The 13,138-nt window shown below is 43.7% G+C and carries 12 protein-coding genes; 10 read left to right on the top strand and 2 right to left on the bottom strand.

What is annotated here, in order from left to right:
• The first annotated feature begins 347 nt into the window (after positions 1-347).
• The 5 genes from rpmH (at position 348) to mnmE (ending at position 4,212) form a co-directional block, all read left to right on the top strand.
• Positions 348-491: a 50S ribosomal protein L34 gene (gene rpmH / locus M1E93_RS18975; RefSeq protein WP_004906236.1), complete on the top strand. Its 144-nt coding sequence runs from the start codon at positions 348-350 to the stop codon at positions 489-491.
• A 21-nt stretch (positions 492-512) separates the two neighbouring features.
• A complete protein-coding gene (rnpA, locus tag M1E93_RS18970) occupies positions 513-872 on the top strand; it encodes a ribonuclease P protein component (protein WP_004924110.1) in 360 nt (119 codons plus the stop codon).
• Positions 836-1,096, top strand: coding sequence for a membrane protein insertion efficiency factor YidD (gene yidD, locus M1E93_RS18965; RefSeq protein ID WP_014657163.1), 261 nt, complete (start codon positions 836-838; stop codon positions 1,094-1,096). The genes rnpA and yidD overlap by 37 nt, the downstream gene beginning before the upstream one ends.
• A 2-nt stretch (positions 1,097-1,098) precedes the next feature.
• Positions 1,099-2,748 (top strand): membrane protein insertase YidC, encoded by a 1,650-nt coding sequence (yidC, locus tag M1E93_RS18960; protein ID WP_004924116.1) that lies wholly within the window; start codon positions 1,099-1,101, stop codon positions 2,746-2,748.
• A gap of 99 nt (positions 2,749-2,847) precedes the next feature.
• Positions 2,848-4,212 (top strand): tRNA uridine-5-carboxymethylaminomethyl(34) synthesis GTPase MnmE, encoded by a 1,365-nt coding sequence (gene mnmE, locus M1E93_RS18955; RefSeq protein ID WP_004924119.1) that lies wholly within the window; start codon positions 2,848-2,850, stop codon positions 4,210-4,212.
• 221 nt (positions 4,213-4,433) lie between these two features.
• Here mnmE and M1E93_RS18950 read toward each other — a convergent pair whose 3' ends face one another.
• The gene (locus M1E93_RS18950) at positions 4,434-4,757 is read right to left on the bottom strand and encodes a DarT ssDNA thymidine ADP-ribosyltransferase family protein (protein ID WP_060560777.1); all 324 of its coding nucleotides are present in this window, start codon (positions 4,755-4,757) and stop codon (positions 4,434-4,436) included.
• Positions 4,758-4,865: 108 nt separating this feature from the next.
• Between M1E93_RS18950 and M1E93_RS18945 the strand changes: the two genes are divergently transcribed.
• On the top strand, positions 4,866-5,813 hold the full coding sequence (locus M1E93_RS18945; protein WP_140035165.1) for an IS30 family transposase: 948 nt from the start codon (positions 4,866-4,868) through the stop codon (positions 5,811-5,813).
• Between the two features lie 257 nt (positions 5,814-6,070).
• Positions 6,071-6,850: a hypothetical protein gene (locus M1E93_RS18940; RefSeq protein ID WP_036942445.1), complete on the top strand. Its 780-nt coding sequence runs from the start codon at positions 6,071-6,073 to the stop codon at positions 6,848-6,850.
• Positions 6,851-6,952: 102 nt separating this feature from the next.
• Here M1E93_RS18940 and fdhD read toward each other — a convergent pair whose 3' ends face one another.
• Positions 6,953-7,783 carry a formate dehydrogenase accessory sulfurtransferase FdhD gene (gene fdhD, locus M1E93_RS18935; protein WP_053110692.1) on the bottom strand — a complete coding sequence of 277 codons (831 nt, stop codon included), beginning with the start codon at positions 7,781-7,783 and terminating at the stop codon, positions 6,953-6,955.
• A 181-nt stretch (positions 7,784-7,964) separates the two neighbouring features.
• On the opposite strand from fdhD, the gene fdnG reads away from it, so the two are divergent.
• Genes fdnG through fdoI form a run of 3 tightly spaced genes read left to right on the top strand, consistent with a single transcriptional unit; the run spans position 7,965 to position 12,615 of the window.
• A complete protein-coding gene (fdnG, locus tag M1E93_RS18930) occupies positions 7,965-11,012 on the top strand; it encodes a formate dehydrogenase-N subunit alpha (RefSeq protein WP_080728249.1) in 3,048 nt (1,015 codons plus the stop codon).
• A gap of 11 nt (positions 11,013-11,023) precedes the next feature.
• Positions 11,024-11,968, top strand: a complete 945-nt coding sequence (gene fdxH / locus M1E93_RS18925) for a formate dehydrogenase subunit beta (protein WP_014657167.1) — start codon at positions 11,024-11,026, stop codon at positions 11,966-11,968.
• Positions 11,965-12,615, top strand: a complete 651-nt coding sequence (fdoI, locus tag M1E93_RS18920; RefSeq protein ID WP_004924143.1) for a formate dehydrogenase cytochrome b556 subunit — start codon at positions 11,965-11,967, stop codon at positions 12,613-12,615. Before fdxH ends, fdoI begins: the two co-directional genes overlap by 4 nt.
• Positions 12,616-13,138: the final 523 nt, after the last annotated feature.

Here is a 13,138-nt window from a genome sequence, read left to right as displayed (position 1 = left end):
AAAATATTTTTAGATCGGCCGATGATCCTTGCGCTTTGAGGCGGAGTCCGTATAATCTTCCACCCTGTGTACTGCATTGAAGTGATTTTCACGATAGACCATTTCGAGGTAAGTTATGAAAATGGCGCTTCATTCGCTGTTGCAGCATATGTCAGCAAACCTGTCAGCCAGGCTATAAATAAAGTGGTTTGATTGCGTCATTTCATTGACGTGACCCCCTATGTTTTATTACAATCCTGCCTCTTTCTATATTGTTGCGATAGAGGCACAGGTGTAAATCAGTTTCCACTGGTTGCCAACGCGTTTACTGAATCAGTAATAAATTTTAAAGTTAGGTAGAAATCGTTATGAAACGCACTTTTCAACCGTCCGTACTGAAACGCAACCGTTCACACGGTTTCCGTGCTCGTATGGCCACTAAAAATGGTCGTCAGGTTCTGGCTCGCCGTCGTGCTAAAGGCCGCGCTCGTCTGACCGTTTCATCTAAGTAATAAAGCTAGCCCTCTATTCAAGTGGTTACGCTCGCTTTTACCCGGGAGTTACGTTTGTTAACTCCCAGGCACTTCGATAATGTCTTTAAGCAGCCGCAGAGGGCGAGTTCCCCAGAGATAACAATCCTTGGTCGCCTAAACGAGCTGGGGCATCCCCGCATCGGTCTCACCATCGCCAAAAAAAATGTTAAACGAGCTCATGAGCGAAATCGTATTAAGCGATTAGCCCGTGAATATTTTCGTTTGCATCAACATGAGTTGCCTCCCATGGATTTTGTGGTATTGGTAAGAAAAGGGGTTGCTAATCTCGATAATCAACAAATAACGGAAACATTGGGTAAATTATGGCGTCGACACTGTCGCTTGGCTCAAAACTCCTGATTGGGTTGATTAGGGGATACCAATTGGCAATTAGCCCACTGTTAGGGCCTCGTTGCCGTTTCAATCCAACTTGTTCAAATTATGGAATTGAGGCATTGCGCAGGTTTGGAATGTTAAAAGGTAGTTGGTTAACGGCGAAACGCGTATTAAAATGCCACCCTTTACACGCTGGTGGAGACGATCCTGTTCCGCCTAAAAAAAACGATGATAATAGAGAATTATAACGATGGATTCGCAACGCAATCTTCTACTCATCGCTTTGCTATTTGTTTCGTTCTTAGTATGGCAGGCCTGGGAAAGCGATAAAGCTGCTCAGGATCTAAAAACTGTCCAAACGACACAACAAACAGATATGCCAAGCAGTGATTCCCAAGCTGTTACAAGCAGTGGGCAAGGTAAGCTAATCACAGTGAAAACGGATGTGTTAGATTTACGCATCAATACTCGTGGTGGTGATATCGATGAGGCTGACTTGTTAGCCTATCCTGCAACCCTTCATTCGGAAAGTCCCTTCCGTTTACTGGAAACTACACCCGATTTTATCTATCAGGCACAAAGTGGTCTGATTGGCCAACATGGCCCAGATAACCCAGATAATAGCAATGGTCAACGCCCTGTTTATAGTGTGGAATCATCAAGTTTCATTCTTGCGGATGGCCAAGATGAGCTACGTGTTCCGATGACATTCACCGACAAAAACGGTGTGGTTTATCAAAAAACCTATGTGTTGAAACGCGGCCACTACAATGTTGATGTTGAATACAATATTCAGAACCCAACAGCGCAAGCTTTGAACCTTGCCTTCTTTGGTCAGTTAAAACAAACTATCCAACTACCAAAAGAACGTGATACAGGTAGCAGCAACTTCGCATTACATACATACCGTGGTGCAGCCTATTCTTCAGATGAATCTAACTATAAAAAATATAGCTTTAGTGATATCGAAGATAAAAAACTCAATGTCACCACTAAAGGTGGTTGGGTGGCGATGTTGCAACAATACTTTGCAACCGCGTGGGTTCCTGCAAGTAATGAAAATAGCACGTTCTACACCATCGACCTTGGTCAAAAAGAGGCGATTATCGGTTATAAGAGCCAACCATTAACGATTGCTGCTAATGGTGCTGGTACTTATTCATCGACGCTATGGGTAGGCCCTGAAATCCAGTCAGAAATGGCTGAAGTGGCACCTCATTTAGACTTAACGGTTGATTATGGTTGGTTATGGTTTATCTCTCAGCCACTGTTCAAGCTGTTGAAATTTATTCACGGTTTTGTCGGTAACTGGGGTATTGCTATCATCATCATTACCTTTATCGTCCGTGGTATTATGTACCCGCTGACTAAAGCACAGTACACCTCAATGGCGAAAATGCGTTTATTGCAACCAAAACTGGCGGCAATGCGTGAGCGTATTGGTGATGACAAACAGCGTATGAGCCAAGAAATGATGGCGTTGTACAAAGCAGAGAAAGTCAACCCACTAGGTGGTTGTTTACCGCTGCTTATCCAAATGCCAATCTTCCTTGCTCTTTATTACATGTTGATGGGTTCTGTTGAACTACGTCATGCACCATTCTTTGGTTGGATTCAGGACTTGTCAGCACAAGACCCATACTACATCCTGCCAGTGTTGATGGGTGTGACTATGTTTGTTATTCAGAAGATGTCGCCAACAGCCGTGACCGATCCTATGCAGCAGAAGATTATGACCTATATGCCGGTCGTCTTTACTATCTTCTTCCTGTGGTTCCCTTCTGGTCTGGTACTGTACTACATCGTGAGTAACTTGGTGACCATTATCCAGCAGCAGATCATCTACCGCGGTCTGGAAAAACGTGGTCTACATAGCCGTGATAAAAAAGAGAAGAAATAATAGAGGTCTTGGGTAAGCAAGAAGCTTATTTCAGGATATAGTATTAAGGCGGCCATTCATGACCGCCTTAATTTTTTATAGGAATGACAGAGAGACATCATGCAAACCAACGATACGATTGTTGCACAGGCAACACCTCCCGGTCGTGGTGGGGTCGGTATTTTACGTGTATCAGGCCCAAAAGCGGCTGTAGTTGCTCAAACTGTGTTGGGTAAGCTACCAAAACCGCGTTATGCGGATTACCTACCTTTTCGTGACGTCGATGACACCGTACTGGACCAAGGTATTGCCATTTTTTTCCCCGGCCCTAACTCATTTACAGGGGAAGATGTTCTAGAACTGCAAGGCCATGGTGGTCCTGTCATTCTTGATTTATTACTTAGACGTATTTTGACGATTGATGGGGTGCGTATTGCTAACCCAGGTGAGTTCTCTGAACGTGCATTTTTGAATGACAAATTAGATTTAGCACAAGCTGAGGCGATTGCAGATCTGATTGATGCAAGTTCAGAGCAAGCCGCCCGTTCGGCAATGAACTCGTTACAAGGGGCATTTTCAGCACAAATCCATCAAATGGTCGAAGCATTGACGACATTACGTATTTATGTCGAAGCTGCCATCGATTTCCCTGATGAAGAAATTGATTTTCTTTCTGACGGTAAAATTGAAGCCAAATTGGATGACGTGATAGCGGATTTAGAGCGAGTGCGCTCAGAAGCTCGCCAAGGCAGCTTGTTGCGTGAAGGGATGAAAGTGGTGATTGCGGGTCGTCCTAATGCAGGGAAATCGAGTTTATTGAATGCGTTAGCAGGTCGTGAAGCAGCGATTGTGACTGATATTGCAGGAACCACACGTGATGTTTTGCGTGAGCATATTCATATTGATGGTATGCCATTGCACGTGATTGATACAGCGGGCTTACGTGAAGCGAGTGATGAAGTTGAACGTATTGGTATTGAGCGAGCATGGAAAGAGATTGAACAGGCAGACCGAGTTTTGTTTATGCTTGATAGCACCACCACGGATGCGACAGAGCCTCAAGAAATTTGGCCTGAATTTATGGCACGCCTGCCAGAAACATTGCCTGTTACTGTGATCCGCAATAAAGCGGATAAAACAGGTGAAAAAATTGAGTTTGTTGAAGATGTTCGTTACCCATTAATTCGCCTATCTGCACGTGAAGAGAAAGGGATTGATTTGTTGCGCGATCACCTAAAAGAGACGATGGGTTTTAATAGTAATACCGAAGGTGGTTTTTTGGCTCGTCGCCGTCATCTACAAGCCCTTGATGCAGCGGCAATGCACTTAGCGCAAGGTCATGAGCAATTGGTCGTTGCTCGCTCCGGTGAGCTACTTGCAGAGGAGTTGCGCCTTGCACAGCAAGAGCTGAGCGAGATCACCGGTGAATTTACATCAGATGACCTGTTAGGCCGTATTTTCTCCAGTTTCTGTATCGGCAAGTAAAAATTTGCTTAGCTAAAAGTTGTGGCAGCTTGCTATCTTATCAGCAAGCTGCTGTCAATCTATCGCCGTTAGATCTGTTAACTGGTTATAAAACTGAGACTTCACAGGATATGCATGACGATCGGTGAATACAAAAGGTATCTTTACGGCGGCTAATGAGGTCTGTATTGTCAATAGTCACCCAATTCGGTGACAGATGTTCACTATTTCCTGCATATAAACTATTGGCAAAAAGCCAAAGGGTGCCTTAGGATAATTTTCCAGTTTTCTTTTTGAGCCAACTCTCTTTTAATCGTAATGAGTACAAATTTTTCATTAGGAAAATTTTTTTGCACTCTGCCATCAAAGGGATTGCGTGAAAACCAATGAAACGGAACATAGCTATCTAATTGATGTTTTTTTCTACCTTCGATGATCTCTTTGTCTGCAATATCATGAAATTTCTTAATGTCTACTCTTGGCTTTAAGCCCTCAATCAATATATTTCTTATATTTTTCAAACTAGTAAGATGATATATTAGCTTTTTTGTTTTGATATCATTCATATAGCGCGAATTCAGATAATAAGTGCAACGCTCGGTCATGTTAGATGGAAGGACGGTTAGCTACTGATAAGCTATCCTGCTCTTCCGACCAAAGATGAGCGAGTAAGTATGAAGTATCAGCAACTAACCGAAGGACAACGATACCAGATATCGATACTGCGTGAGGATAATTTATCCTGCCATGAGATAGGTATCCGTATCGGTGTAAGCAAGTCCACGGTCTCCCGTGAACTGAGGCGTAACACTTCAGATACTGGTTATAACCCACAACAGGCACACCAGAAGTGCTGTGATAGGCGGCTGTCATCTGCCAAAAGGACAATTCCTCAGCAGACCATAGATTTCGTGATATTTGCTCTGGAGTGGAAGTGGAGTCCTGAGCAAATAAGTGCAATTGGCAGCATTATTGGTCTTAGCGTCAGCCATGAATGGATTTACCAGTATATCTATGCGGATAAGCGTAGCGGTGGCGAGTTGTACAGGCATCTTAGGCAGGGCAAACGGCGATATCGTAAGGGCTACGGGCAGAAACGAGGGCGCATCCCTGATGCGGTATCCATTGAGCTACGGCCGTCAGTCGTCGATGACCGTAGCCGTCTGGGGGACTGGGAGGCCGATTTGGTGCAGGGTAAACAGGGCACTGGTGCTATCGTGACACTGGCAGAACGCAAAAGCCGTATTTACCTGACAAAAAAGGTGTTTTCAAAGGATGCGGTGGAAGTCAGTAAGGCCATTATCTCACTGCTGAGTGAGTATCAGGATGTATGTCACACAATAACGTTCGATAACGGTCTAGAGTTTAGTGAGCACAAGGCGATAGCAGAAGCACTGAACGCAGATACGTACTTTGCCCATCCGTATGCCTCGCATGAGCGTGGGCTGAACGAGAATACGAATGGGTTGTTAAGACAGTTTATCCCGAAAGGAACAGACCTGCGGACAGTGACAGAAGAAGACTTACAACGCTATCAGGGAGCGTTGAACAGCAGGCCACGCAAGTGTCTGGGGTTCAGACAACCTTCGGTGGTGTTTGCGGAGCTAAGAAAGGCGGCTTAGCGTTGCACTTCGGACTTGAATCCGCCTAGTATTCCTTTGATTATTATAAAAATAATATAATTAGAGTGTTAGTTTAATTATTTCATCTAATTATCAAGAGAATATCGCAATATATGGCAAAGAGCAGTGATAGTGCTAACATCATTAAGAAATACTTATTATTTGGATGATGTCTGCTTAACGTTAATTTTGTCTTAATCCTTCTTGTGATTTTTCTTTTTATAATGTCGAGCTAATTTTAGTCATAGGTTATATTCATGAGCATTAAGCTTCCTACCAATATACACATCTACAATTTTGTACAGCGACCTGACCTTATCGATGAATCCGATGAACTGCTGGATAAATTATGGCCAGAGTTTATGAGCCAAACTGCTGTTTGTGATGAATATTGGCAAGTATTGTATGAAGAGCCGAATGCACAATTTCAGTTTTTAGCTGTCGCGAATGTGGATGGAAAAGAGAAGGTCGTCGGTGTCATTAAAGCGATCTCCTTTCTATGGCCTGATGAAAATCTGACAAAACTGCCTGATTTTGGTTGGGATGATATTTTCAATTTTGCGGTTGAGAATAAACAAGGTGAAGATCGCTATATTTCTGCATTATCAGTGACGATTGAGCCTGAATATCGTGGTTATCAAATTCCAGCACTACTGATTAATGCGTTGAAAAAAGCGGCTGTAGCGTATGGGGCGAAGGCGGTTGTTGTTCCTGTACGACCCACTTTAAAGCATCGTTATCCTCTACAATCATTTGACGATTATTGTGCATGGAAAAATACACAAGGGGAGCCTTTTGACCCTTGGATACGCACACATTGGCGATTAGGGGGTAAAATTTTACAGCCTGTATATCGTTCTATGGTGATTGCTGGCACCATTAAACAATGGGAGTCATGGACAGGCATGCGTTTTATGCAGTCTGGCCAATATATTGTACCGCAGGCGTTAGTTCCCGTTAATATCGATACACAAGCTCAATGGGGCGAATATATCGAGCCTAACCTTTGGATGTTGCACTCTCTGGGAAATGAATAAAGGGAGTGCTATGTAAATGTTTATGCATGCCATACTATTTTTAATGTTAGGACGTTGATATTTTTCTTTTTTAATTGTTTATTTGAAATATCAGTCGGTGGCTTAATCTGTAATTCGATTACTGTGGGTAAATACTGTGGCTTTTCCTTGGCGGCAGAAACCGACTAACGTTAAATTTGCTTTTTGCGCGACTTCAATGGCTAATGAGGTCGCAGCAGAAACAGCAAACAAAATCTCAGCGCCACAGCTTGCCGCCTTTTGCACCATCTCATAACTCGCTCGACTAGAAACCAATACGGCACCTTGTTGCCAATCATGACGGTGTTTCATACCTAAAAGTTTATCCAATGCGACATGGCGGCCAACATCTTCACAACCGCCAACCAATTGGCCCTCTGGTGAAATCCACGCGGCAGCATGAGTACATCCAGTGAGTGCTCCGATTTCTTGCACTTTTTTTAGCTCAGATAATGCGTTATCTAAGTGACTTAGTGAGAAAGTTTGGGTGAATGGCAGTGGGGAAATAGGTTTAAAAATTTCGTCGAGTTGTTCCGTGCCGCAAATACCACAGCCTGTCCGGCCGGCGAGGTTGCGCCTGCGCTCTTTCAACCCCATGAAACGGCGGCTGGATAACTCAACATGCACTTCAATACCACGATGGCAGCCTTGAACAATATCAATTCCACGAATTTCTTGCCTTGACTGTATGATCCCTTCCGATAATGAGAACCCAACAGCAAAATCTTCTAAATCTTTTGGGGTCGCCATCATAACGACATGAGATATCCCATTATAAACCAAAGCAACAGGTAATTCTTCGGCTACCCAATCAGTTACAGACTGTTCGAGGTTGCCTTTTTGTTGCACACTTGTGTGATTTGCGCCAATCATTTTGATGGATTTTGACAATTTCGTGTTATTTGTTTCATGCATTAGATGAATTCCTAGCATTAATGATACATAATATTGATTATGGGTAAAAAGAATTTACACCATTTATCAGGCAATGAACCTGAATACGATACGGAAGACGTTGAATAAGAACAGTTTACCTGAATAATGCGATTTAAAACATTCACCGGGTAACAAGAGCAATGTAAATGAGGAGATCCCCATGCAAGTCAGCAGAAGACAGTTCTTTAAGATCTGTGCTGGCGGTATGGCGGGTACGACGGCAGCAGCATTGGGTTTTGCACCCTCAACTGCGTTAGCGTCCACACGTCAGTATAAATTACTGCGTGCGAAAGAAACCCGAAATACCTGCACGTACTGCTCTGTCGGTTGTGGGCTATTGATGTATAGCTTAGGCGATGGAGCGAAAAATGCGAAAGAGAGCATTTTTCATATCGAAGGTGACCCGGACCATCCGGTAAACCGCGGCGCACTCTGCCCGAAAGGTGCAGGACTTATCGACTTTATTCATAGTGAAAGTCGACTCAAATACCCTGAAGTACGCGAACCAGGTACGAATGAGTGGAAACGTATCACTTGGAACGAAGCGTTTGACCGCATCGCCAAGTTGATGAAAGAAGACCGTGATGCCAATTTTATTAAACAGAACAAAGATGGTGTAACGGTTAACCGTTGGCTGACAACAGGTATGCTCTGTGCATCAGCCGCCAGTAACGAAACAGGTTTTGTCACCCAAAAATTTAGTCGCGCCCTCGGCATGCTTGCCGTGGATAACCAAGCGCGTGTCTGACACGGACCAACGGTAGCAAGTCTTGCTCCAACATTTGGTCGCGGTGCGATGACCAACCACTGGGTTGATATTAAAAACGCTAACCTTGTTGTTGTTATGGGTGGTAATGCGGCTGAAGCGCATCCAGTCGGTTTCCGCTGGGCGATGGAAGCCAAAATCCATAATAAAGCCAAACTGATTGTTATTGATCCACGCTTTACCCGTACAGCGGCAGTGGCGGATTTCTACACGCCTATACGTTCTGGTACTGATATTGCGTTCTTGTCAGGTGTGATCAAATACCTACTGGATAATAAAAAAATCCAGCAAGAGTATGTGGAAGCCTACACTAACGCCAGCCTGATCATCCGTGAAGATTACGGTTTTGATGATGGTTTGTTCACAGGCTATGATCCCGAGAAACGTCAGTATGATAAAACGACGTGGAACTACGAGATGGATGAGAATGGTTTCGCACGACGCGACCCAACGCTCACTCACCCTCGCTGTGTCTTGAACTTACTAAAAGAGCACGTTAGCCGTTATACACCAGAAGTGGTGAATAACATCTGCGGTACCCCAATCGAAGATTTCCTGAAAGTTTGCGAGTACATTGCAGAAACGAGCGCGAAAGATAAGACGGCCTCATTCCTATACGCACTTGGCTGGACACAACATACTATCGGTGCGCAAAACATCCGTACGATGGCGATGATCCAGTTACTGCTAGGTAATATGGGTATGCTAGGTGGCGGTGTTAACGCATTGCGTGGTCATTCGAATATCCAAGGTCTGACCGACTTAGGTTTATTATCTCAAAGCTTACCGGGTTATCTGACTTTACCGTCAGAAAAACAAACTACCCTCGAAAGCTATTTGGCTGCGAATACACCCAAAATGACCTTACCAGGTCAGGTTAACTATTGGGGCAATTACCCGAAATTCTTCGTCAGTATGATGAAGACATTCTATGGTGATAAAGCGCAGAAAGAGAATGATTGGGGCTTTGACTGGTTGCCTAAATGGGATCAGGGCTACGACGTATTGCGTTATTTCGAGATGATGGATAAAGGTGAAGTCAATGGCTATATCTGCCAAGGCTTTAACCCATTAGCCTCATTCCCGAACAAAAACAAAATTATCAAATCGCTATCTAAGCTGAAATTCTTGGTCACCATCGATCCGCTGAACACAGAAACGTCAAACTTCTGGCAAAATCACGGTGAAATGAATGACGTTGACCCGTCTGCAATTCAGACAACGGTCTTCCGTCTGCCATCTTGCTGTTTTGCTGAAGAAAATGGTTCGATTGTTAACTCAGCGCGTTGGCTACAGTGGCACTGGAAAGGTGCAGATGCACCCGGTGAAGCGATTAGCGATGGCGAAATTCTGTCGGGTATCTACCACCGTATACGCCAACTCTATGAAACAGAGGGTGGTGAGTCGCCAGAGCCAGTCTTGAACATGACTTGGAACTACTTTGACCGTGATAATCCAACACCGGAAGAAGTGGCTCAGGAAAGCAATGGTTATGCGCTGGTGGATCTGAAAGATGCCGATGGCAACATCATTGTGAAGAAAGGCGAACTACTGAGTTCGTTCGCTCAATTGCGTGATGATGGTACGACATCAAGTGGCTGTTGGATCTTTGCTGGTAGCTGGACACCGAAAGGTAACCAGATGGCGCGCCGTGATAACTCTGACCCTACTGGCCTAGGTAATACCCTTGGTTGGGCGTGGGCATGGCCATTAAACCGTCGTGTTATCTATAACCGAGCATCTGCTGACCCAATGGGTAAACCATGGGATCCTCGCCGTCAAATTCTTGAGTGGGATGGCAGCAAGTGGATTGGTATGGACGTACCAGACTATAGCAATGCGCCTCCGGGAAGTGGTGTGAATCCGTTTATTATGCAACCGGAAGGGATGGGTCGCCTATTTGCACTAGACAAAATGGCAGAAGGTCCGTTCCCAGAACACTATGAACCAATTGAAACTCCGCTCGATACTAACCCATTACATCCAAATGTGGTCTCGAACCCGGCTGCGCGTGTGTTCAAAGATGACTGGGCGCAAATGGGTAAAGCGACAGAGTTCCCTTATGTTGGAACAACCTATCGCTTAACAGAGCATTTCCACTATTGGACAAAACATGCGTTGTTGAATGCCATTATTCAGCCACAACAATTCATTGAAATTGGTGATCGTTTGGCGAAAGAAAAAGGTATTAAACAAGGTGATATGGTGAAAGTCAGCTCTAAGCGTGGCTATATCAAAGCGAAAGCAGTTGTGACGAAACGTATTCATACGTTGAAAGTCAACGGCAAGGATGTGGATACGATTGGTATTCCTATCCACTGGGGCTTTGAGGGCTTAGCAGTGAAAGGCTTTATTGCAAATACACTGACACCATATGTGGGTGATGCCAACACGCAAACGCCGGAATTTAAATCATTCCTTGTCAATGTGGAAAAGGTGTAAGGAGATAAATTATGTCAATGCAATCACAAGACATTATTCGTCGCTCCGCCACCAATTCCCTGACGCCCCCCGCGCAAGTGAGGGACTTTAAGGAAGAAGTGGCGAAGCTGATTGACGTGACTACCTGTATTGGCTGTAAGGCTTGTCAGGTAGCATGTTCAGAGTGGAACGATATTCGTGACAAAATCGGCACTAACGTTGGGGTATATGATAACCCAACGGATTTGACCGCGAAGTCGTGGACCGTTATGCGCTTTTCTGAAGTGGAAGAAAATGGCAAGTTCGAGTGGTTGATCCGTAAAGATGGCTGCATGCACTGCTATGACCCAGGCTGTTTGAAAGCTTGTCCGTCAGAAGGTGCGATCGTTCAGTATAAAAACGGTATTGTTGACTTCCAATCTGAGCACTGTATTGGGTGTGGCTATTGTATTGCGGGGTGTCCGTTCAACATTCCACGCATCAACAAAGAAGATAACCGTGCATACAAATGTACGCTCTGTGTCGACCGCGTTGAAGTTGGACAAGAGCCTGCTTGCGTGAAAACCTGTCCTACAGGCGCTATTCATTTTGGTAGCAAAGAGGATATGACGGCGCTGGCAGGCGACCGTGTGGCTGAACTGAAAACACGTGGTTACAACAACGCGGGTCTTTATGATCCAGAAGGCGTTGGTGGTACACACGTAATGTATGTTTTGCATCACGCTGATAAACCTCAGTTGTATCATGGTTTGCCGGACAACCCGACAATCAGTCCAACAGTCACTTTCTGGAAAGGTATCTGGAAGCCGTTAGCAGCGGTTGGTTTTGCTGCGACCTTTGCGGCGGCCATCTTCCACTATGTGGGTATTGGTCCGAACCGCGTCTCCAAGAAAGAAGAAGAAGAGGCTCTGAAAGATATTCAGGACTCAAAATCTTCTGAGACTTCAAAGTCAGTTGAAGGGGAGGATCAAAAATGATGCCGCAGGATAATGAAAAAATTATTCGCCATAAGCCGATTGAGAGGATCAATCACTGGGCGGTTGTGATTTGCTTCTTGTTCACTGCTATCAGTGGATTGGGGTTTTTCTTCCCATCACTGAACTGGTTCATGAACATTTTTGGCACATCACAACTTGCTAGGATCCTGCATCCTTTTGTTGGTACCGCGATGTTCCTGCTGTTCGTCTTTATGTTTTTCCGTTATTTTCACCACAACTTTATCAACAAAGAAGATATTAAGTGGGCGAAAAATATCGGTAAGGTATTGAAAAACGAAGAAGCTGGGGATGTTGGTCAATATAACCTTGGTCAAAAAGGGGTATATTGGGTTGTCTCTATCTGCTTAGTGCTACTGGCTGTAAGTGGCGTGATTATGTGGCGTCCTTACTTTGCAGACTTTTTCTCAATCCCAATTTATCGTGCAGCGATTATCGTGCACTCCATTTCAGCGATAGCTCTGATCATTATGATTATCGTGCACGCTTATGCCGCAATCTGGGTGAAAGGCTCTGTGCGTGCGATGGTGGAAGGTTGGGTAACCCGTGGTTGGGCGAAAAAGCATCACCCGCGTTGGTACCGTGAAATCGTCGAAAAAGAGAAACAGCAGCAACAAGAGAAAAATTAAACCTTTCAATTGTTGAGTTCTGATAATAAACCCACAAACAAGAATATTGTTTGTGGGTTTTTTCATAAAAAGAGGATTAAAAAATGGAACACTTTCTTTTTATATTCATATAAAGTGTACGCTTTGATTAATTTTAAGAATAAACATAATGAGTGTAATAACTTTTTTCTCTATTATCATAATATAGAAAAATACATAACCGATTCTATTTTAATAAAACAAATATGACGTACCGATAAAGATCATTATTAATCACTTTCTTTTTATGAGTTGTTTTATTCACCTGATTAAGGAGTAGATCAAATAAATAATAATTGAATATTATTCAATAATAATTAACTTATTGTTGAATTTTATTTAATCCAATAAAACAGTAGTGCGGTTAATTGGTTGATTTTAAATATAATTTGTTGTTTGTGAATGTTTATTTAAGAACATCCAATTATGTTATTTATTTTTAGTCAACCAAATAGGATTCTCTAAATAAGATGTAATAATGTCTTATTATAATAATCCATATTGT

This window comes from Providencia sp. PROV272 (genome assembly GCF_049901975.1).
Taxonomy (GTDB): domain Bacteria; phylum Pseudomonadota; class Gammaproteobacteria; order Enterobacterales; family Enterobacteriaceae; genus Providencia; species Providencia stuartii.
Note: the sequence above shows the minus strand (reverse complement) of the source record. Positions and strands in the feature narration are given on the sequence as shown.